The organism is Rhizobium sp. L43 (assembly GCF_002531725.1).
In the GTDB taxonomy this organism is placed as follows: Bacteria; Pseudomonadota; Alphaproteobacteria; order Rhizobiales; family Rhizobiaceae; genus Rhizobium.
This window is the reverse complement of record NZ_NWSQ01000039.1, coordinates 13,608-30,423: the sequence shown is the minus strand read 5'-3', so window position 1 is coordinate 30,423 and position 16,816 is coordinate 13,608. Positions and strand designations below refer to the sequence as shown.

17 protein-coding genes are annotated in these 16,816 nt (G+C 62.5%); 12 read left to right on the top strand and 5 right to left on the bottom strand.

Features of this window, described 5'->3' with window-relative positions; translation table 11 throughout:
• Positions 1 to 5 precede the first annotated feature (5 nt).
• Positions 6 to 593 carry a TetR/AcrR family transcriptional regulator gene (locus CO667_RS31540; RefSeq protein ID WP_097622069.1) on the top strand — a complete coding sequence of 196 codons (588 nt, stop codon included), beginning with the start codon at positions 6 to 8 and terminating at the stop codon, positions 591 to 593.
• On the opposite strand, the gene CO667_RS31535 is transcribed toward CO667_RS31540, so the two are convergent.
• A complete protein-coding gene (locus tag CO667_RS31535; protein ID WP_097622068.1) occupies positions 586 to 1,566 on the bottom strand; it encodes an aldo/keto reductase in 981 nt (326 codons plus the stop codon). The two genes, CO667_RS31540 and CO667_RS31535, sit on opposite strands and share 8 nt — an antisense overlap.
• Before the next feature lie 234 nt (positions 1,567 to 1,800).
• Here CO667_RS31535 and CO667_RS31530 point away from each other — a divergent pair, with 234 nt between their 5' ends.
• Positions 1,801 to 3,432, top strand: coding sequence for an AMP-binding protein (locus CO667_RS31530; RefSeq protein ID WP_097622067.1), 1,632 nt, complete (start codon positions 1,801 to 1,803; stop codon positions 3,430 to 3,432).
• Here CO667_RS31530 and CO667_RS31525 read toward each other — a convergent pair.
• The 3 genes from CO667_RS31525 to secA form a co-directional block, all read right to left on the bottom strand.
• A complete protein-coding gene (locus CO667_RS31525; RefSeq protein ID WP_097622066.1) occupies positions 3,429 to 4,706 on the bottom strand; it encodes a GNAT family N-acetyltransferase in 1,278 nt (425 codons plus the stop codon). The two genes, CO667_RS31530 and CO667_RS31525, sit on opposite strands and share 4 nt — an antisense overlap.
• On the bottom strand, positions 4,707 to 6,122 hold the full coding sequence (locus tag CO667_RS31520; protein ID WP_097622065.1) for an oligosaccharide flippase family protein: 1,416 nt from the start codon (positions 6,120 to 6,122) through the stop codon (positions 4,707 to 4,709). It abuts the gene before it with no gap.
• Between the two features lie 168 nt (positions 6,123 to 6,290).
• Positions 6,291 to 9,008 carry a preprotein translocase subunit SecA gene (secA, locus tag CO667_RS31515; protein ID WP_097622064.1) on the bottom strand — a complete coding sequence of 906 codons (2,718 nt, stop codon included), beginning with the start codon at positions 9,006 to 9,008 and terminating at the stop codon, positions 6,291 to 6,293.
• A 246-nt stretch (positions 9,009 to 9,254) separates the two neighbouring features.
• Here secA and CO667_RS31510 point away from each other — a divergent pair, with 246 nt between their 5' ends.
• The 6 genes from CO667_RS31510 to CO667_RS31485 all read left to right on the top strand — a co-directional run bounded on the left by CO667_RS31510 (position 9,255) and on the right by CO667_RS31485 (position 13,471).
• On the top strand, positions 9,255 to 10,136 hold the full coding sequence (locus tag CO667_RS31510) for a peptidylprolyl isomerase (RefSeq protein WP_097622063.1): 882 nt from the start codon (positions 9,255 to 9,257) through the stop codon (positions 10,134 to 10,136).
• Positions 10,137 to 10,251: 115 nt separating this feature from the next.
• Complete coding sequence (gene argJ / locus CO667_RS31505; protein WP_097622085.1) at positions 10,252 to 11,493, top strand: bifunctional glutamate N-acetyltransferase/amino-acid acetyltransferase ArgJ; 1,242 nt, start codon at positions 10,252 to 10,254, stop codon at positions 11,491 to 11,493.
• A complete protein-coding gene (locus CO667_RS31500) occupies positions 11,474 to 12,280 on the top strand; it encodes a GNAT family N-acetyltransferase (RefSeq protein WP_097622062.1) in 807 nt (268 codons plus the stop codon). Before argJ ends, CO667_RS31500 begins: the two co-directional genes overlap by 20 nt.
• Positions 12,277 to 12,690, top strand: a complete 414-nt coding sequence (mutT, locus tag CO667_RS31495) for an 8-oxo-dGTP diphosphatase MutT (protein ID WP_097610166.1) — start codon at positions 12,277 to 12,279, stop codon at positions 12,688 to 12,690. Before CO667_RS31500 ends, mutT begins: the two co-directional genes overlap by 4 nt.
• Before the next feature lie 228 nt (positions 12,691 to 12,918).
• Positions 12,919 to 13,236: a hypothetical protein gene (locus CO667_RS31490; RefSeq protein ID WP_097622061.1), complete on the top strand. Its 318-nt coding sequence runs from the start codon at positions 12,919 to 12,921 to the stop codon at positions 13,234 to 13,236.
• Between the two features lie 67 nt (positions 13,237 to 13,303).
• Positions 13,304 to 13,471, top strand: a complete 168-nt coding sequence (locus tag CO667_RS31485) for a Flp family type IVb pilin (RefSeq protein ID WP_097622084.1) — start codon at positions 13,304 to 13,306, stop codon at positions 13,469 to 13,471.
• A gap of 23 nt (positions 13,472 to 13,494) precedes the next feature.
• Here CO667_RS31485 and CO667_RS31480 read toward each other — a convergent pair whose 3' ends face one another.
• A complete protein-coding gene (locus CO667_RS31480) occupies positions 13,495 to 14,379 on the bottom strand; it encodes a methyltransferase domain-containing protein (RefSeq protein WP_097622060.1) in 885 nt (294 codons plus the stop codon).
• A gap of 77 nt (positions 14,380 to 14,456) precedes the next feature.
• Here CO667_RS31480 and CO667_RS31475 point away from each other — a divergent pair, with 77 nt between their 5' ends.
• Genes CO667_RS31475 through CO667_RS31460 form a run of 4 tightly spaced genes read left to right on the top strand, consistent with a single transcriptional unit; the run spans position 14,457 to position 16,815 of the window.
• Entirely contained in the window at positions 14,457 to 15,233 is a 777-nt protein-coding gene (locus CO667_RS31475; protein ID WP_097622059.1) for a ComF family protein, read from the top strand.
• Positions 15,234 to 15,264: 31 nt separating this feature from the next.
• Positions 15,265 to 15,522, top strand: a complete 258-nt coding sequence (grxC, locus tag CO667_RS31470; protein ID WP_097622058.1) for a glutaredoxin 3 — start codon at positions 15,265 to 15,267, stop codon at positions 15,520 to 15,522.
• 10 nt (positions 15,523 to 15,532) lie between these two features.
• The gene (locus CO667_RS31465) at positions 15,533 to 16,390 is read left to right on the top strand and encodes a carbon-nitrogen hydrolase family protein (RefSeq protein ID WP_097622057.1); all 858 of its coding nucleotides are present in this window, start codon (positions 15,533 to 15,535) and stop codon (positions 16,388 to 16,390) included.
• Positions 16,387 to 16,815, top strand: coding sequence for a DUF1178 family protein (locus tag CO667_RS31460; RefSeq protein ID WP_097622056.1), 429 nt, complete (start codon positions 16,387 to 16,389; stop codon positions 16,813 to 16,815). The genes CO667_RS31465 and CO667_RS31460 overlap by 4 nt, the downstream gene beginning before the upstream one ends.
• Position 16,816: the final 1 nt, after the last annotated feature.

Genomic DNA, 16,816 nt, shown 5'->3' with positions numbered 1-16,816 from the left:
TGACAATGCGGGTCAGCCGCGAAAAATTTGCCGAAAACCGCGAAAAGATCCTGAGCGTTGCCGGCGTGCTTTTCCGCGAAAACGGTTTCGATGGCGTTGGCGTCGCCGACATCATGAAGGCGGCGGGGCTGACGCATGGCGGCTTTTACGGTCATTTCGGTTCGAAGGACGATCTGGCGTTGGAGGTCAGCCGCAAGCTGATCGACAGGGTCGAAACGCGCTGGAAGGAACATATCGCCGAATCGCCGGACCGGCCGCTGGAATCGCTTCTCGACCATTATATCCACTGGCGTACGGTCGACGATCCGGGCGGCAGCTGCGTCTTCGCAACGTTGATCCAGGAGGTGAGCCGCAGCCGCGGCGCGGTCCGCGCAGTGTTCAGCGATGGGCTGTCCGTGCTGGTCGACACGCTCGCCGATATCGTTCCCGGCGAGACCGAAGAAGAACGCCGCGCCAATGCCGCAACGACGCTCTCCTCGATGATGGGCGCCGTCATTCTTGCCCGCGCGGTCGAGGACAGGGCGCTTGCCGAGCAATTCCTGGTGACGATGCGCCGGCAGCTCGACCCCGGCAGCCGACCAGCGACTACTTGAAGCCGGCGATCGCGTGCGGGATGTAGGGTGCTTCCAGGGCCGCGATTTCCTCGGCGGTGAGCTTCACCGAGAGCGAGGCAACAGCGTCGGTAAGGTGGTTCGGTTTGGACGCGCCGATGATCGGCGCGGTCACCGCGCTCTTCTGCAGGATCCAAGCGGTTGCGACCTGGGCGCGGGAGATGCCGCGGGCCTTGGCGATCTCGGCCACCGCTCCGACGATCCTGCGGTCGGCATCAATAGACTGGGTGTAGAGCGTCTTGCCGAATTCGTCGGTTTCGCTGCGCGCCGTCGTCTCGTCCCAGTCGCGGGTCAGGCGGCCGCGGGCAAGCGGGCTCCAGGGGATGACGGCGATCTTCTGATCCTCGCAGAGCGGCAGCATTTCCCGCTCTTCCTCGCGGTAGAGCAGGTTCAGGTGATCCTGCATGCTGACGAATTCGGTCCAGCCGTTCAGCCTGGAGACGTAGAGCGCCTTGGCGAACTGCCAAGCATACATGGAGGAAGCGCCGATATAACGCGCCTTGCCCGATTTGACCACGTCGTGCAGCGCCTCCAGCGTTTCCTCGATCGGCGTCGTATAGTCGAAACGGTGGATCTGGTAGAGGTCGACATAATCGGTGCCGAGGCGGCGCAGACTGTTGTCGATCTCGTCGAAGATCGCCTTACGCGACAGGCCGGCGCCGTTCGGACCCGGCCGCATGCGGTTGAACACCTTGGTCGCCAGCACGATGTCCTCACGCTTGGCGAAGTCTTTTATGGCGCGGCCGACGATCTCTTCTGACGAACCGTTGGAATAGGTGTTGGCGGTGTCGAGGAAATTGATGCCGAGGTCGATCGCCTGCCTGATCATCGCCCGGCTTTCCTCTTCCCTGAGGCTCCAGGCATGATTGCCGCGGCCGGGATCGCCGAAGGTCATGCAGCCCAGGCAGATTTTCGACACTTCCAAACCGGTCTTTCCAAATTTCGCATATTCCATGAAACGACTCCGTGATGAGTTGGTGGACCCAATTCCGATGCCCCAGGCGGCTTTCCCTGATCTAGTGCGGAAACCGGCGAAGTCGCAGGGTGCTTGGCGAAGAATCGGTTCTGCCATGCGCGCAACAATACGTGATGGCTTTTGAAGCCGCGCTTGTGATCGCCGCCCGAACCGGCCGCTTGCGCATCTGCAGCACAAGGTGTTAGCTGGTGCAACATTCACCGGATTTCGCCTATGATACTGCCGCCCCATGATCGCTACGACGATCTCTATCGCGATTTCTCGTGGCGGGTTCCCGAAGATTTCAATATCGGCCGCGCCGTCAGCGACGACTGGGCGGTTCGAGCGCCGGAGCGTGTCTGCCTCGAACATTTCAGTCCGGATGGCCGTCACCGCGCAATGACCTATCGCGCGCTCGCAGACCAGTCCTCGGCCTTCGCCAATGCCCTCGTTTCGCTTGGGATCGAACGCGGCGATCGTGTCGCGCTGCTCTTGCCGCAATCCTTCGAGACGGTGATCGCGCATGTAGCGATCTACAAGACCGGCGCGATTGCGCTGCCGCTGGCGCTGCTCTTCGGCATCGAGGCGCTGGAATACCGGCTGAAGGCGGCAGGTGTCACGGCCGTCGTCACCAATGGCTTCGGTCTCGAGCGCATCCGGCAGATCCGTGAGCGCCTGCCGATGCTGAAACATGTGGTCAGCATCGACGGGGCGAGCGCCGATGCGGCCGCCTTTGACGATCTGGTGAACGGCCATTCCCCCGTCTTCGACGTCGCCAGGACCGGCCCGGACGATCCGGCGCTGATGATCTTCACCTCGGGAACGACCGGGCCGCCGAAGGGTGCCTTGCATGGCCACCGCGTCCTGCCCGGCCATATTCCCGGTATGCAGTTTGCCCATGAGGGGTTTCCGCGAGCCGGCGACAAGGTCTGGACGCCGTCCGATTGGGCCTGGGCTGGCGGGCTGCTCAACGCACTGCTGCCGAGCCTGCTGCTCGGCGTTCCCGTCGTCTCGTCGCCGGCGCAGAAATTCGATGCCGATATGGCCTATCGCATCATGGCGGAGATGAAGGTGCGCAATGCCTTCATTCCGCCGACGGCGTTGCGGCTGATGCGATCCGTTGCCGATCCGCGCTCCAAATACGATCTGGTCCTGCGCACCATCGGCTCGGCCGGAGAGGCGCTCGGCCGCGAGACCTATGAATGGGCGCGGCGCACGCTCGGCATCACCGTCAATGAATTCTACGGCCAGACGGAGTGCAATTTCGTACTCGCGTCGAGCGCTGCCTATGGCGTCACCAAGGCGGGCGCCATCGGGCGTGCAGTGCCCGGGCATCGCGTCGCCATCGTCAGCGAGGCCGGCGAGGAATTGCCGGTGGGCGAACCGGGCCAGATCGCCATCGCCAGTCCCGACCCTGTGATGTTCCTCGGCTATTGGGACGATGCGGCGGCGACCGAGAAAAAATTCGCCAAAGCCTGGCTGCTCACCGGCGATATCGGCCGGCAGGACGCCGAGGGCTACGTCACCTTCGAAGGCCGCGACGACGACGTCATCACCTCGTCGGGATACCGCATCGGTCCGGCCGAGATCGAGGACTGCCTGATCGGCCATCCCGCCGTGCAGCTTGCCGCCGCCGTCGGCAAACCCGATGCCGTGCGCACCGAGATCGTCAAGGCCTATATCGTGCTGTCACCGGGTCATCCGCCAAGCGAGGCGCTGGCCGCCGATATCAGGGAATGGGTGAAGACGCGGCTTTCGATGCACGAATATCCGCGCGAGGTGGAATTCATCGATGCATTGCCGCTGACCACCACCGGCAAGGTGATTCGTCGCTTGCTGCGCGAAAGGGCGGCGGCCGAGGGTTAACCTCGGCCGGCAAGCGACATGATCTTTTCGCGCAGCATCTTCGCCATGTTGCGGGTGCTGCGGTACATGTGCAGTTGGGCTGTGACCTGGCGCATGTCGCGGTCGCTGTTCTGCGTCAGGCCGATCACCAGCGTTCCCATCTCCTCGCGCTCCTGCCAGAAGCGGCTCATGATCGGGTGGTCGGAGACGGCGCAGGAATCGGAGCGGACGATATTGGCGTCGTCGAGATGCCATTCGGTCAGTTCGCTCATCAACAGCTTGCCCGGTGAATAGCGGGCATAGTTTTCGTTATAGGCGGTCTTCCAGGTATAGGCTTCGCCCCCCATCATCAGCACGACGATGGCGGCGATCGCCTTGCCGTTGAGATCGATCGTGTGAACACGCACGGCATCGACGGCGGCAAGATTCGATACCGCCTCGCGGGCGAAGGCCGTGTGGTAGCGATCGGTGACGAGAGCGCTTCGCCGCTTGCCCTTCCAGCCGCCGGCTTCCATCGCCAGGAACTCCTCGAAGCGGATATGGATTTCGCGCGGCTGGCGGGCGACGGCATAGACCGCGGTTCCCTGTTCCTCCAGCAGGCGCCATTGGCGGCGCATCTCGCGCATATGCGAGGAGGAGACGGTTTTGCTGAGATAGGCCGGCGCCTCTTCGTCGCTCTGCAGCATCGGGCGCAGATAGGGATTGGTGACGGTGACGGGGAGATTGCGGCTGAGCGCCACGGCCTTGAGCATGCGCACGAAGATGCCGTTCAGCCGCAGATCCGGCAGAACCAGGATGCCGGGCAGATTGAGATCGTGCGCGATCAGCCCCTCGAAGAGATTGTCGAGGGTTTCGGCGGCATCCTCGCTGTCGACGAGCGGCGTGCCGAGCGGACCGAAGCTGTTCGACCAGCCGCGGATGATCGACGGGCCGACGGCAAAGCCCGGCTTGTCGATCGAAAACGGCATCAGGAAGCGCATGCGGCTGCGGCCGGCATTGTGGTCGCGGATCAGCGCGAAGTTCACCTGCCGGTCTTCGAGCCGTGGCATGGCGGGTGCGAGGAAGCGACCGGAGAAAAAGACGTTCGGCTCCATCGCCCGGTTGGAGAGAAAGTCGAGCTCTTCCTGAAGCTCATAGCCGAGCTTGCCGGGATAGAGGCAGAGCTCGCGCCCCGGCCGGCCGATCTCGGCGCGCGCCTCGGCCCGCGGCGCTTCGAAATTCAGCGCGGCGAGATCATGCACCATGCGGTTGGCGATGCTGTCGGTGCTTTCGGTGACGGGGGGAATGCGCACCATCTATCGAACTCTCATTTCTGGCGTTGCGGCGGAGGGGCTGGCGAAGGCGAAAAGGACGATGCCGAGCGCGCGGCGCACGGCGAGATGCAGCAGGATCGCCTCGACCGCCATGGCCGAGGCCGTGGCAATCGCGGTGCCTTCGATGCCGTAATGCGGGATCAAAGCAAGGTTGAGGCCGACATTGGCGGCCAATGCGCCGGCATAGAGCGCGACGCAGAGGTTCTGCTTGCCGGCCATCATCAGCAGCGTTTCGGCCGGGCCGACCAGCGATTTGGCGAGGATGCCGGCGAGCAGGATTGCCATCACCAGATAACCTGACGTAAAGGCGCCGCCGAAGAGCGACAGCAGCAGGTGACCGGCCGCAAGCACGACAAGGCCGACCCCGAGCGCCGGCCAGAAGGTCCAGCGGGCGGCGTCGATGGCAGCGGTTGCCAGCTGGGCGTGGTCGCCTTCGGCGATGATCGAGGAAAAGCGCGGGCCGGAGGCTGCCTTGACCGAGAAATTGATGAAATGCACCAGCGCCATCGTCTTGGCGGCGGCGAAGTAGATGGCGACGTCGTGCGGCTCGAGGAAGATGCCGACAACGACGACATCGGAATTGGTGAGCAGAAAGCTCACGCCCTCGATCAGGAAAATCGGAAAGGCGACGCTGAACCAGGCGAGGAAATCGACCTTGCGCGGGCCTTCGTCATAATGCCGGCGAAGGCGATAGAGCGTGGCGGCATACTGGCCGAGCGCGGTGACGAAGGTCGCGGCGAGCGCTGCCTGCATCGCGGTGACGGCCGTATGCTCGGCGCCGATGGCAATCGCGATCAGCATGAAGACGATGATGAGGATCGGGCGGACGATATAGACCGGGCCCAGCGCCATGACCGGCCAATGGTTCGCCCGCGACGTGCCTTCCAGAATGTCGCCGAGCGCGATCATCGGCATAGCGAGCAGACCGAGGAAGATCGGGACGAGATAATAGACCTGGATCATATGGCCGAAGAAATGCAGCCCGAGCATGCCGGCGGCGAGCACCGCCGTGCCGGAAAGCAGCGCAAAGATGCGCGCCGTGCCGGTCAGGCCGCGGATTTCCTCGAAGGCGCCGGCTGCCCTGTATTGCGGCAGGAAGCGAACGATGGCCGTGTGGAAACCAAGGCAGGAGAGATCACCGAAGACGACGACCAGCACCCAGACGAAAACGAAGATGCCGTATTCATATTCGCCCATCAGCCGGGCAAGCACGATCTGGGAGACGAAGGCAAGGGCAGCACTGAGGACGCGGATCGAAAAGGCCGTCAGCGCCATGCGCTGGGCGGCGGCCTTCTCTCCGCGTTCGGTGAGCACGGCAGCAAGCATGCGCAGCGTACGGCTGCCGATCGGGCGCAGACCCGCGGGCAGCATCTTCTCCGCTGTTTCTATGACCGCCATGATGAACACGCAAAACTCTAAGGTCAGGCAAAATCGCAGCCGAAGTCTTGACAGAACAGGGTTAAGAAACGGTTCCGGATCGGGCCTGCTGCGCGACCCTGAAATTGCGATTGCTAGAAAAGAAAATGCCGCCCGAAGGCGGCATTTTCTGGGTCTTTGCGGTTTGTCTCAGACCTGTTCGAAGGCGCCGTGGCAATGCTTGTATTTCTTGCCGGAACCGCAGGGGCAGGTCTCGTTGCGGCCGACTTTGCCCCAGGTGGCCGGGTCATCGGGGTTGCGGTTCTCAGGAGAAACGATGACTTCCGATGCCTGGTAGATCGCCGGGGCGAAATCGTCCTCGCCGGTCGTCGGATCCAGGTGATGGGCCTGCATCAGCGGCGGTTCCGGCTCGGCAGGGGCCTGCTGCACCAGCTCGACGCGCATCAGCTGAGCGGTGACGGCCTCGCGCAGATTGTTGAGCAGCGCCGTGAACAGCTCGAAGGCTTCCGATTTGTATTCCTGCAGCGGATCGCGCTGGGCATAACCGCGGAAGCCGATGACGGAGCGCAAATGGTCGAGATTGACGATGTGCTCGCGCCAGAGATGATCGAGCGTCTGCATGACGATCGAGCGTTCGACATAATGCATGATATCGTCGCCGAAACGCTCGGCCTTTTCCGTGAAGGCGGCGTTGGCCGCTTCCGTCAGGCGCTCGCGGATATCGTCTTCGCCGATGCCTTCTTCCTTCACCCAGTCCTCGACCGGCAGGTCGAGATTGAGGATATTCAAGGCACCGGTCTTCAGGCCGGCGGCATCCCATTGTTCGGCGTAGGCGCGCTCGGGGATATGCTTTTCGACCATGTCCTCGATCACCTCACGGCGCATGTCGGAAACGGTCTCGGAAATATTGGTCGATTCCATCAGTTCGAGACGCTGCTCGAAGATCACCTTGCGCTGATCGTTGAGAACGTCGTCATACTTCAGGAGGTTCTTGCGGATATCGAAGTTGCGGGCTTCGACCTTCTTCTGGGCGCGCTCCAGGGCCTTGTTGATCCAGGGATGGACGATCGCCTCGCCCTCCTTGAGGCCGAGCTTGGTCAGCATGCTGTCCATGCGGTCGGAGCCGAAGATGCGCATCAGGTCGTCCTGAAGCGAGAGATAGAATTTCGAGCGGCCGGGGTCGCCCTGACGGCCGGAGCGGCCGCGCAACTGGTTGTCGATGCGCCGGCTTTCATGGCGTTCGGTGGCGATGACGTAGAGACCGCCGGCGGCGAGCGCTTTCTGCTTGAGTTCCTTGATCTCCTCGACGATCGCCTGGATTCGGGCGTCACGTTCCGGACCGGCTTCGACCTCGCCGAGTTCGCGCTCGATACGCATGTCGAGGTTGCCGCCGAGCTGGATGTCGGTACCGCGGCCGGCCATATTGGTGGCGATGGTAATGGCACCGGGCACACCGGCCTGGGCGACGATATAGGCTTCCTGCTCGTGATAGCGGGCGTTCAGCACCTTGAAGTCGTCGAAGCCCTGCTTGCGCAGACGCTCGGCCAGCAGTTCCGATTTCTCGATCGAGGTCGTGCCGACCAGCACCGGCTGGCCGCGCTTGTGGGCGTCGAGGATCTCCTCGATGATCGCCTTGAACTTCTCGTCAAAGGTCCGGTAGACCTCGTCGTCCTCGTCGAGGCGCTTGATCGGCAGGTTGGTCGGGACCTCGATGACATCGAGATTGTAGATGTTGCCAAATTCTTCCGCTTCCGTCTGCGCCGTACCGGTCATGCCGGCGAGCTTGGCGTACATGCGGAAGTAGTTCTGGAAGGTGATCGAAGCCAGCGTCTGGTTTTCCGGCTGGATCCGCACCTTTTCCTTGGCTTCGAGCGCCTGGTGCTGACCTTCCGAATAGCGGCGGCCCGGCATCATGCGGCCGGTGAACTCGTCGATGATGACGACTTCGTCGTTGCGGACGATATAGTCCTTATCGCGCTGAAAGAGCTTATGGGCCTTCAGCGCGTTGTTGACGTGGTGGACGATCGCGACGTTCTCGATGTCGTAGAGTGCGTTACCCTTCAGGAGGCCGGCCTGGCGGAGCAGGTTTTCCAGCTTCTCGGTGCCCTCTTCGGAGAAGTTGGCCGAGCGCTGCTTCTCGTCGATCTCGTAATCGCTGGGGACGAGCAGCGGAATGTAGGCGTCGATCGTATTATAGAGTTCGGAGCGGTCGTCGAGCGGGCCGGAGATGATCAGCGGCGTGCGCGCCTCGTCGACGAGGATCGAGTCCACTTCGTCGACGATCGCGAAGTTGTGGCCGCGCTGAACCATCTGGTTCTTCTCGTACTTCATGTTATCGCGCAGATAATCGAAGCCGAGTTCGTTGTTGGTGGCATAAGTGATGTCGCAGGCATAGGCCGCGTGGCGCTCCTCGTCGGAGAGGCCGTGGACGATGACGCCGGTGGTCATGCCGAGGAAGCCGTAGACGCGGCCCATGGTGGCGGCATCGCGCTGGGCGAGGTAATCGTTGACGGTGACGACGTGCACGCCCTTGCCGGAAAGCGCGTTCAGATAGACCGGAAGGGTGGCGACGAGGGTCTTGCCTTCGCCGGTCTTCATCTCGGCGATCGCATTCGAATGCAGGATCATGCCGCCGACCAGCTGTACGTCAAAAGGTCGCAGGCCGAGAACGCGGCGCGAGGCTTCGCGCACGACGGCAAAGGCCGGGATCAGAATGTCGTCGAGCGTCTTGCCCTCGGCGAGCAGGGTGCGAAACTCCACGGTCTTTGCCGCGAGCTGCTCGTCCGTCAGGGCCTTGGTCTTCTCTTCGATAGAGTTGATGGCAACGACGTTCGGCTGGTAGGACCGCACGCGGCGGTCGTTGGAAGACCCAAATAACTTGCGGGCTATACCGCCAAAGCTGACCATATGACTGGTCCTTTCTCAATATTCATCCCCGACGTTTCTTGTTCGCGGCCCAGCCGAAAATCAGGCGCGCGCCTTAAAACGCCCGGAAACTGTTCTGGACGCGAGGTTGCGTGACAGATAAGAGGGGGGTCGAATGATGTCAACGGATTTGGCGGATACAGAAAGGCCACAATCCGGTGTTGAGGGCTATTTTGGGCTGGATTCAGGCGATGCTGAAACCGGCGATGTAACTGTGAAGGGTATTTCATGTTGAGCACCAACAAACTTGCCGTTCTGGCGTTTGCAACTTTTGTTGCGCTCCAGGCCCCGGCCTATGCCGATGACGCCGTCATCGCCAAGGTCGGCAATCTGGAAATTCACCAGTCGGAACTCGACCTCGCGGTCGCCAATCTCGACCCGCAGCTGGCGCAGCTTCCCGACGACCAGAAGAAGGTCGCAGCCCTTTCCGCAGCCATCGACGTGAAGCTGCTTGCCGCCGACGCTGCGGCCGAGAAGCTCGATCAGACCGACGAATTCAAGAAGCGCATGCAGTATCTTACCGATCGCGAGCTGCACAACGCCTATTTCAAGAAGCATGTCGTCGACATCGTGACGCCTGAAGAAGTCAAGGCCCGCTACGACAAGGAAGTCGCTGCCCTGCCGAAGCAGGAAGAAGTCCACGCCCGTCATATCCTCGTCAAGACCGAGGACGAAGCCAAGGACATCATCAAGCAGCTCGACGCCGGCAAGGATTTCGCCGAACTCGCCAAGGAAAAATCCACCGATCCGAACAAGTCGGAAGGCGGCGATCTCGGCTATTTCTCGCGCGGCCGCATGGTCAAGGAATTCGAGGACGCGGCCTTCGCGCTTGAGAAGGGCACCTATTCCAAGACGCCCGTCAAGACCGATTTCGGCTATCACGTCATCAAGGTCGAGGATAAGCGCGATGCCCCGCCGCCGCCCTTCGAGCAGGTGCAGGATCAGGTTCGTCAGCTCGTCATGCGCGACAAGTATCTTGAGCTTCTGAACAAGGCGAAGGCCTCGGCCAAGATCGAGATCACGGACGAGACGCTGCGCAAGGGTTACGACCAGGCCAACAAGCAGCCGGAGCCGGGCAGCGAGCCTGCCGCACCGGCGCCGAAGCAGTAATATCGCATCTGGGCCCGGTTCTTCCGGGCCCTTCACTATCGTCGTTGTTGTCGCATTTCCCGACGGCGAGCCGGTTCCATTTTTCGCCCGGAAATGCTCATTGGCAGGTCTCATCATGTCCGGTTCCGTCTCTCCGCTCGCTCCGAAATCCTTCGTCTCGATGCCGCCGCTGCGTGGTGTGCGCATGGCGACGGCTTCCGCCGGCATCAAGTACAAGAACCGCACCGACGTGCTGATGATGGTCTTCGACAGACCGGCAGCGGTTGCGGGCGTCTTCACCCGCTCGAAGTGCCCGTCGGCGCCCGTCGATTTCTGCCGGGCCAATCTCCCCCATGGCAGCGCCCGCGCCGTCGTCGTCAACTCAGGCAATGCCAATGCTTTCACCGGCCTGAAGGGCCGCCAGGCGACCGCACTGACGGCGAAGTCGGCCGCCGCTGCCGTCGGCTGCGCCGAAAACGAAGTCTATCTGGCCTCGACCGGCGTCATCGGCGAGCCGCTCGATGCCACCAAATTCGCAGGGGTCCTCGACCGGATGCAGGTCGAAGCGACCGGCGATTTCTGGTTCGAGGCCGCCAAGGCGATCATGACGACCGACACCTACCCAAAGGTTTCGACCCGCAGCGCCGAGATCGGCGGCGTCTCTGTGACGATCAACGGCATTGCCAAGGGTGCCGGCATGATCGCGCCCGACATGGCGACGATGCTTTCCTTCGTCGTCACCGATGCCGACATCGCGCCTGCCGCGCTGCAGGTGCTTCTGTCTGACGGCGTCGGTCCGACCTTCAATTCCATGACCGTCGACAGCGATACTTCCACCTCCGATACGCTGATGCTGTTTGCGACGGGGGCCGCAGCCGAGGACGGCCAGGCCCGCATCGAGCGCGCCGACGACCCGCGCCTTGTAGCCTTTCGCGCCGCCCTCAACGAAGTGTTGAAGGATCTGTCGCTGCAGGTGGTGCGCGACGGCGAGGGCGCCACCAAGATGCTTGAAATCACCGTAACGGGCGCCGAGAGCGATGCCGCCGCCAAGCGCATCGGTCTATCGATCGCCAATTCGCCGCTGGTCAAGACTGCGGCTGCCGGCGAAGACGCCAATTGGGGCCGCATCGTCATGGCCGTCGGCAAATCCGGCGAGATGGCCGACCGAGACCGGCTTGCTATCTGGTTCGGCGACATCAGGGTCGCCGTCAACGGCGAGCGTGACCCGGATTATTCCGAGGCGGCCGCCTCTGCCGTCATGAAGGCGCAGGATATCCCCGTGAAAGTCGATATCGGCCTCGGCGCCGGCACCGCAACCGTCTGGACCTGCGACCTCACCAAGGAATATGTTGCGATCAATGGCGACTATCGGAGCTGATCGTTCATTGACGCAGGCATCCATTTCTTCACAGAATCTGCCGCTGGTGCGCAGGCTGGAGGCCGTCGGCTTTCGTGCCTGGCCGGCGGCATCAGTGCAATACGACGGCAGCTGGCAGGTGCGGCTGACGGCCGGCCACCCGTCCAACCGGCTGAATTCGATCGTGCCGCTCGATCCTTCGGATCATCGCGACGTCGAAATCCGCCTGGAAAAGGCGAGCCGGAAGTTCGAGGCCTATGGCCGCGCTGCCGTCATCCGCCAGACGCCGCTTGCCTCGCCGGTGCTGATCGATCTTCTCCGTGCGCAAAACTGGACGCGGTTCGACGAGACGGTCGTGATGACCTGCGATCTTGCCGAGGCCGCGCTGCCGGATACGCTCGATCACCTGCCGACCCATGATGTCGGCCGTTTCGTCGACGCCAACCTCGCCGTCGAACGGGCGCCACTGAGCTTGAAGCCGGCGCTTGCCGAAATCATTTCGGCGATCAAGCCGCCGTCGGGCCTGTTCATGATCGAGAATGCGGCGGACGGCCCGCTTGCGACCGTACTCTGCGTCCAGGACAACGACCTTGCCGGCATTATGTCGCTTTCGGTCTCCGAGACGCGGCGGCGCGAGGGACTGGGCACCGAGATCCTGACCTCGGCGCTGCGCTGGGCGCGCATGCGCAGCGCCCGGTCGGCCTGGCTGCAGGCGAAGCTGTCCAACCGTCCGGCCATCGCCCTCTATGAGCGCCTCGGCTTTCGCGACGCCTATCATTATTGTTATTGGCAGCGGGAGCCGCGATGAGCGATGCAGGCCGGAAGATTTTGCTGGTCGCCGCCTGTGCGCTGATCGATGCCGACGGGCGTATCCTGTTGGCACAGCGTCCCGAGGGAAAGTCGCTGGCGGGGCTCTGGGAATTTCCCGGCGGCAAGGTCGAGCCCGGCGAGACGCCGGAGGAAACGCTGGTGCGTGAGCTCGAGGAAGAACTGGGCATCAATACCAAGATCGCCTGCTTGGCGCCGCTGACCTTCGCCAGCCACTCCTATGAGACTTTCCACCTGTTGATGCCGCTTTATATCTGCCGGCGCTATGAGGGCATTCCCCAGGGTCGGGAGGGCCAGGCGCTGAAATGGGTGCGTCCGCAGGCGCTGCGCGACTACCCGATGCCGCCGGCCGACGAGCCGCTCATCCCGATGCTGCAGGATTTACTTTAAAGCGCGTCCCGTTGAACTTGATTGGTGCGACGCGCTTTATTTTTATTCCATTGCCTGTCGTTATCCTGGAACCGCGGCACAGTTCCGGGCGACATGCATTAGCGTTAGCTGATTATTATTGTGCCACGCCGTTTTCGGCTGTGGATATTAATGGATCGTTTAACACCTTCTGCCAAAGATCGGCCTCAATCAAGCATCTGGCGTGCGTGTATTAAAAGGCTTGACGTCATGGACGATGATTTCTGGAAAGCTGTCCGGGAAAAGGAACGGGTTTCGTCTGCCTCGCGCAGGACGGGTGCGCTCAATATCGCCCTTCTGTTCGGCACGGCGGTGGTAGCGCTGACGCTGATCCTGACGCCGATGCTTGCGGATTCCTCGAAGAAGAGCGTCTTTGCCAGCGCGCCGGTTGAATTCGACACGATGACGACAGGATCGATCCCGAAGACCGAAAGCGGCAAGCGTTATACGATCCGCCGCAGCGTCCTCCAGGATACGCCCGGCTCGGTCTGCGTCGTCCAGGGCTACGGCGTCGGCGCCGGTTGCTGAAAGTGCCGGCCATCGCCCGATGGTCGTGGAATGGTCGTTTGTCGTCTTCGCGCTAAAGGTTGGGGTAATGCGTCTTATGAAAGCATTTCTTGCGGATAACAGAGGTGCGACGGCGATCGAATATGGCCTGATCGCCGCCATCATCTGCACTGCGCTCATCTCCGGTCTGGGCTTTTTTACCAATGCGCTGCAGAACGTCTTCAACGTGATCAATAACAATCTGCCAGTGAATTGAAGAAGCTGCCGGCTACCCGGTATCTATTGCCTGAGCTTGTGCTCTTCCACCTTCAGCGCATCGGCAAGGCGTGCCTTGGCCGAGCCCGGCTTCAGCGGCTTTTGCTGGCTGTCGTGCGGAGCCCATCCCGAGACATAGATGATCGAGAAGGTGGCGCGGATGCGTCCGTCGGGATCGGCATAGCGTTCGGCATAGATCTCGGCTGCGCGCAGGAAGAAGGCGCGCGTCAGCGGCGCGCGGCCGCGCGCTGCAAGCGGATTGCTCATGCCCATCGCTCTCAGATCCCGCATCAGCGGAAAGAGCGAATCATATCGTACTGTGTAGTTCTCCGCATCGATCACCGGGAGCGCGAAGCCGCCGCGCTGCATCAGGCTGCCGACATCGCGCACATCGGCGAAAGGGATGACGCGCGGACTTGCGCCGCCTGTCATCTCGACCTCGGCGGTCAGCAGCACGTCGCGCAATTCCTGCAGCGTGCCGGCGCCGGGGATCGCAGCCAGGAACAGGCCGTCCGGCTTCAGGGCGCGACGGATCTGGATGAAGACGCCAGGCGTATCGTTGGTCAGATGCAGGCTGAGGGGCGCAAGGATGAGATTGGCCGATTGTGGCTCGAGCGGCACGTCCTCGAGCGGCGCCTCGATCAGGGTTTCTCCCGGGATCGCATAGGCCTTCTCGCTCTCGACGCGGATCATCGTGCCGATCTTGCCCGTCGCCAGCGCGGCACGGGCGGCAGCCCCCGTTGCGCCATGCAGTTCGACGGCGGTCTCGAAGGTCCGCTCGACGACCGCAAGCCGCTCGGCCATTTCTTCACCGGCGATGTCGAGCAGGAAGGCGGCTTTCGGGTCGTTGTTGACAAGCGCGCGATGGCGATGCACGGCGATCAGGGCCTTGTCGAAAATCGTTTCCATGGCGATGTCCTTAGTCCCGCACGGTTTAAGCGGCAAGACGATTTTCCTTTTCGAGATTATGCGCTAGCCTCGTTGGCATGGGGCCGATCGATGTCGAAAGTCCGTCAAAGGTCTTGCGGACGCATCTCTTGCGGCCGTTTTCGGTGCTTGCCGATTTCTTTTATCCGCCGGCCTGTTCGGTCTGCGGTATTTCCACAGGCGGTCATCGCGGGCTCTGCGCAAAGTGTTGGTCCGGCATCCGCTTCATCGAACGGCCTTATTGCGAAGTGCTCGGCATTCCCTTCTCGCACGATCTCGGCGCCGGCATCCTCAGCGCCGAGGCGATCGCCCACCCGCCGCCCTTCGACCGGCTGCGGTCGGCTGCGACCCACGACCATGCGGTCCGCGATCTCGTTCATGGGCTGAAATATCGCGATCGCACCGATCTGGCGCCGATGATGGCCGCCTGGATGCTGCGCGCCTCCGACGGAGCGGTCGAAAGCTGCGATGCGCTGATCCCGGTGCCGCTGCACCGTACCCGCATGCTGGCGCGCAAGTTCAATCAGGCCGCCGAGCTTGCCCGCCACATGGCAAGGCTTTCGGGCAAGCCGCTGCTGGCCGCAACGCTTATCCGCGTCAAGCGCACCAGCCAGCAGGTCGGCCTTGGCGCGAAGGCGCGTGAGGATAATGTCAGGGGCGCTTTCGCGATTGCCAAGGGTCGCGAAAACGACATTTTCGGCAAGCGCATCGTGCTCGTCGACGACGTCTATACAACAGGGGCGACGGTCGCTGCAGCAAGCCGGACATTGCGCAAGGCGGGGGCGGCCGAGATAACGGTTTTGACCTTTGCAAGGGCTCTGTCCGAGCCTATATGACAGAAATACCCGGCATCGGTCTGGAGAGATCATGGTACCCGTCACCATCTATACACGGCAGTTTTGCGGCTATTGCAGCCGCGCCAAGTCCCTGCTCGAAGAAAAGGGCGTCGAATATGTCGAGCACGACGCCACCTACTCGCCGGATCTTCGCCAGGAGATGATCGGCAAGTCGAACGGGCGCACCACCTTCCCGCAGATCTTCATCGGCGTCGATCATGTCGGCGGTTGCGACGATCTCTTTGCGCTGGATCGGGCCGGCAAGCTCGATCCGATGCTGGTGGCCTGAGGACGAACCGATGAGCTTCAAGGCTGCCGCCATCCAGATGTGTTCCGGGGTCGATCCGGTGAAGAATGCCGCCGCCATGGCGCGGCTGGTGCGCGAGGCCGCCGGCCAGGGCGCGACCTATGTGCAGACGCCCGAGATGACCGGCATGCTGCAGCGCGACCGCGCGGCGGCGCGCGCCGTGCTCGCCGACGAGGCCCATGACATTATCGTCAAGACCGGCTCCGATCTCGCCGCCGAATTCGGCATCCACATGCATGTCGGCTCGACGGCGATCGCCCTTGCCGACGGCAAGATCGCCAATCGCGGTTTCCTGTTCGGCCCTGACGGCAGGATGCTCAATCGCTACGACAAGATCCATATGTTCGACGTCGATCTCGACAATGGCGAGAGCTGGCGTGAAAGTGCGGCCTACACAGCCGGCTCGGAGGCCCGCGTCCTGTCGCTACCCTTTGCCGAAATGGGCTTTGCCATCTGCTACGACGTGCGTTTTCCCGCGCTCTTCCGCGCCCAGGCGGTTGCCGGCGCCGAAGTGATGACGGTTCCCGCTGCCTTTACCAAGCAGACCGGCGAGGCGCATTGGGAGATCCTGCTCAGGGCTCGCGCGATCGAGAACGGTGTCTTCGTGATTGCCGCCGCGCAGGCCGGCCGGCACGAGGACGGCCGCGAGACCTTCGGCCATTCGATGATCATCGACCCCTGGGGCACGGTGCTGGCGTCTGCCGGCGGCACCGGCGAGGCGGTCATCGTCGCCGAGATCGACCCCGGCGCGGTCAAGGCCGCGCATGACAAGATCCCGAACCTGAGGAATGGCCGGGAATTTTCGGTCGAGAGGATTGCGGGGGAAGTCGCAGGAGGCGTTGCCGCTTGATCCGCTATTCGCTCACCTGTGACAATGCCCATGAATTCGAAGGCTGGTTTTCTGAAAGCGCCGATTTCGACCGCCAGGCCGCGACCGGTTTCCTGACCTGCCCGGTCTGCCATTCCGCCGCCGTGTCCAAGCTGCTGATGGCGCCTTCGGTCTCGACGGCGCGGAAAAAGGACGAGAGGCAGACGCTGGCGATGGATGCCATGCGCCAGGAAGCCCTGCAAAAACTGAAAGAGGCGGTTGCGGCCGTCAAGGCCAATTCCGAGGATGTCGGCACGCAGTTTCCCGAGGAGGCCCGCAAGATCCACTACGGCGAGGCGGATGCCCGCGGCATTATCGGCCAGGCGACGTTCGACGAGGCGCAGGCGCTCGTGGAAGAGGGTATCGAGATCGCCGCTATCCCTGTTCTGCCCGAGGATGTGAACTGAA

Bases quoted from the DNA above. Each gene is read 5' to 3' on its own strand.
- CO667_RS31500 (WP_097622062.1), top strand. From the start codon at position 11,474: ATGGCGACTATCGGAGCTGATCGTTCATTGACGCAGGCATCCATTTCT.
- secA (WP_097622064.1), bottom strand. From the start codon at position 9,008: ATGGTCAGCTTTGGCGGTATAGCCCGCAAGTTATTTGGGTCTTCCAAC.
- CO667_RS31525 (WP_097622066.1), bottom strand. From the start codon at position 4,706: ATGGTGCGCATTCCCCCCGTCACCGAAAGCACCGACAGCATCGCCAAC.
- CO667_RS31520 (WP_097622065.1), bottom strand. From the start codon at position 6,122: ATGGCGGTCATAGAAACAGCGGAGAAGATGCTGCCCGCGGGTCTGCGC.
- CO667_RS31530 (WP_097622067.1), top strand. From the start codon at position 1,801: ATGATACTGCCGCCCCATGATCGCTACGACGATCTCTATCGCGATTTC.
- CO667_RS31535 (WP_097622068.1), bottom strand. From the start codon at position 1,566: ATGGAATATGCGAAATTTGGAAAGACCGGTTTGGAAGTGTCGAAAATC.
- CO667_RS31480 (WP_097622060.1), bottom strand. From the start codon at position 14,379: ATGGAAACGATTTTCGACAAGGCCCTGATCGCCGTGCATCGCCATCGC.
- argJ (WP_097622085.1), top strand. From the start codon at position 10,252: ATGTCCGGTTCCGTCTCTCCGCTCGCTCCGAAATCCTTCGTCTCGATG.
- CO667_RS31465 (WP_097622057.1), top strand. From the start codon at position 15,533: ATGAGCTTCAAGGCTGCCGCCATCCAGATGTGTTCCGGGGTCGATCCG.
- CO667_RS31475 (WP_097622059.1), top strand. From the start codon at position 14,457: ATGGGGCCGATCGATGTCGAAAGTCCGTCAAAGGTCTTGCGGACGCAT.
- CO667_RS31490 (WP_097622061.1), top strand. From the start codon at position 12,919: ATGGACGATGATTTCTGGAAAGCTGTCCGGGAAAAGGAACGGGTTTCG.
- grxC (WP_097622058.1), top strand. From the start codon at position 15,265: ATGGTACCCGTCACCATCTATACACGGCAGTTTTGCGGCTATTGCAGC.
- mutT (WP_097610166.1), top strand. From the start codon at position 12,277: ATGAGCGATGCAGGCCGGAAGATTTTGCTGGTCGCCGCCTGTGCGCTG.
- CO667_RS31540 (WP_097622069.1), top strand. From the start codon at position 6: ATGCGGGTCAGCCGCGAAAAATTTGCCGAAAACCGCGAAAAGATCCTG.
- CO667_RS31510 (WP_097622063.1), top strand. From the start codon at position 9,255: ATGTTGAGCACCAACAAACTTGCCGTTCTGGCGTTTGCAACTTTTGTT.
- CO667_RS31485 (WP_097622084.1), top strand. From the start codon at position 13,304: ATGCGTCTTATGAAAGCATTTCTTGCGGATAACAGAGGTGCGACGGCG.